The sequence below is a fragment of the Polaromonas sp. P1_E1_2 genome (assembly GCF_056406035.1).
The window spans coordinates 1-2,491 of sequence record NZ_JBFUAZ010000618.1 but is presented as its reverse complement, the minus strand read 5'-3'; the positions used below and the strand labels follow the sequence as shown (position 1 = coordinate 2,491).

The following is a 2,491-nucleotide window of genomic DNA, read 5'->3' as shown; positions in this document are numbered from 1 at the left end:
GTGGTGTCGGGCGAGTTCGACTATTTCGACACCGTCCGCACGCAGGACAACGAATCGTTTAACCGCCTGCATGCTGCGGAGCTGCTCTACCTCCCGGGGGTGCGGCAGATCCGCACTTTCGTCGTGCTGAAGCAGGTGCTCTCAACGACGGAACTGCCAGTTATGTAGTTTTCAGGGTGTTGACAATCCCGATGAAGGTTGAAGCGCACCGACCATAGACAACGCACATTCCTCGCTTCCTTCTTGCGATGTCTCAGGCCCTTGAGACCCGCATGTGAATTCACGAACCGCTGTTCAGCAAGGCCGCGTGGTATCAAAGGTAATGGTGCTGGCCCGGTAGCACGCTTCGGTAATAATGAGAATAATTCCCATCTACGACGCGCGCCTGGTCAGCCACCGCCACATCTCGTATGCCGCTTGAAGGGATCCGTCACCTCCATGGCAATGACCGACCTGTGCTTGAGCGCTATTACCAAGAACTGCTGAACTTCTGTTCCCGCACGGTGCGAAACCGCGATGCCGCGGCTGATGTCGTGCAGGAGAGCTATGCGCGCGTGCTGGCGGTGCAGCATTCCGGCCAGGCGGTGCCGGAGCCGCGCGCACTGCTCTACCGCACAGCCCGCAACCTGCAGATCGACCAGCACCGCCGCAGTGAAGTGCGCGGCGAGGCGCTGCATCCCGATGCCGAGGCCTCGGCCGCCGAGCTCGAGAACCTCGCGGCGCCGCTGGCCTGCGAGCCCGATGCGGCGGCGTCTTCCGCGCAGGGTGTGAATGCCCTGCTGGCCACGATCGATGCCCTGCCTTTGCGCTGCCGCGAGGCCTTTATCCTGCACAAGTTTGACGGCCTGCCGCATTCGGAGGTGGCCGAGCAGATGGGCATCTCGCGCAAGATGGTCGAGCAGCACATCAAGCTGGCCATGGACGCCTGCAGGCGCTGCAAAGACGCGCTCGACGGGGCGCCCGCCGCCGCCGGCCCAACTTCTACCCCCATCTCTACCCCGGTGCTCCGACGAAGAAAACCTGCCCGCGAATGACTTTCGGCTTTCGAATGAATTTTTATTTGTATTTTTGCTTTCCCGGCATAGGGTTTCAGTTTGTTCGTGCGTCTACATCCAAGAGCCGATAAGCACACCATGAACACCCCGCCGCCAGCCCATCCGCCAGCCGCACCGTCCACAGAGCCCGACGAAGCGGCGCTGGACTGGTTCGTGCGGCGTACCGGTGGGCAGCTTGAGGCGGCGGACGAGGCTGCGTTCCAGGCCTGGCTTGCGGCAGACAGCGCCCACGGCGCAGCCTTCGCGCGCCACCAGCGCGACTGGCGTTTGCTCGACGCGCTGCCGGCGGACGGCTTGCGCACGCTGAGGCAAAACCTCGCCGACGACAAAGCCGTTGCTGCCGCCCGCGCCGCGCCGCGCCAGCGCGCCTGGTGGCAGGGGCTGTCTGCCTGGGTGGCGCAGGGCGCGCTGGCCGCCGTGGCGTTGATGGTTTCCTGCGGGGGCTATATGGCCTGGAGCCTCTGGCAACAGCAGCCGGTGTTCGAGCAAAGTTTTGCCACCACCCGAGGCCAGCAGCTGGAGGTGGTCTTGCCGGAAGGCAGCCGCCTGAGGCTGGACACCCTGACCACCGCCGATGTCACGCTTTACCGTGAGCGCCGCGTGGTACGTCTGCCGCTGGGACAGGCAATGTTCCAGGTCATGGGTGACCCGGCGCGTCCTTTCGATGTGCTGGCCGGGCCTTTGCGCATCACGGTGGTCGGCACGCGGTTTTCTGTGCGCTACACGCCTGGTGTGCCGGGCCGTGCAGGTGTGCAGGTTGCGGTGGAAGAAGGGCGTGTGCGCGTGGCGCGCGCCGAACGGTCCGCCACGGACGCGGCGGTCGAGCTGGTCGCGGGCCAGCAAATTGCGAGCGACATGTCGGGATTGCTGGGCGCGGTGTCTGTCGTGCCCGCAGCCGGGATTGCGCCCTGGCGTGAAAGCCGCGTCAGTTTTGACAACACACCGCTGAACCAGGCCCTGGCCGAGTTTGAGCGTTACGGCCCGGTGCACCTGACGGTGCGGGAGCCGGCCGTGGCCGCGCTGCGCGTGACGGGCACGTTYGACCCGCGGCGGCCGGGCAACTTCGCCCGCGTCTTGCCGCAGGTTTTGCCGGTGCGGCTGCGCGAGCAGGGCGGCGAGGCCGAGATCGTCGCCGCCGGTCATTAACCGTTCGCCATTCGCCATTAACCGTTGGTTATTAGCTTGAGCTGCCTAGTCTGCTGGCCGAAGCACGGCTGACATCAGGACACAAAAAAACTTTGTGCCCGACCTAGGGTTTCCCGGGACCCACGCGTCTACATGAGAAGGATTCTTATTTAAACCTTCTCCCGGAGATTGCACGCATGCCTCGTTCCCGCTTCCACCTGTCCCCTTTGGCCCTGATTCTGGCCCTCGGCAGCTCGGTGGTTTACTCCCAGGGGGCCGCCAGCACGCGCGCCGCCACCCCCATGCAGATC

General features: G+C 64.7%; 3 protein-coding genes. All 3 read left to right on the top strand.

Annotated features, from left to right (window positions below; translation table 11 throughout):
• Positions 1–168 (top strand): Lrp/AsnC ligand binding domain-containing protein (locus AC1D1P_RS20790; RefSeq protein WP_477674270.1); only part of this gene is annotated, 168 nt, incomplete at its 5' end.
• A gap of 242 nt (positions 169–410) precedes the next feature.
• Positions 411–1,034, top strand: coding sequence for a sigma-70 family RNA polymerase sigma factor (locus tag AC1D1P_RS20785; RefSeq protein WP_477674269.1), 624 nt, complete (start codon positions 411–413; stop codon positions 1,032–1,034).
• A 99-nt stretch (positions 1,035–1,133) separates the two neighbouring features.
• On the top strand, positions 1,134–2,201 hold the full coding sequence (locus AC1D1P_RS20780) for a FecR family protein (RefSeq protein WP_477674268.1): 1,068 nt from the start codon (positions 1,134–1,136) through the stop codon (positions 2,199–2,201).
• Positions 2,202–2,491 lie beyond the last annotated feature (290 nt).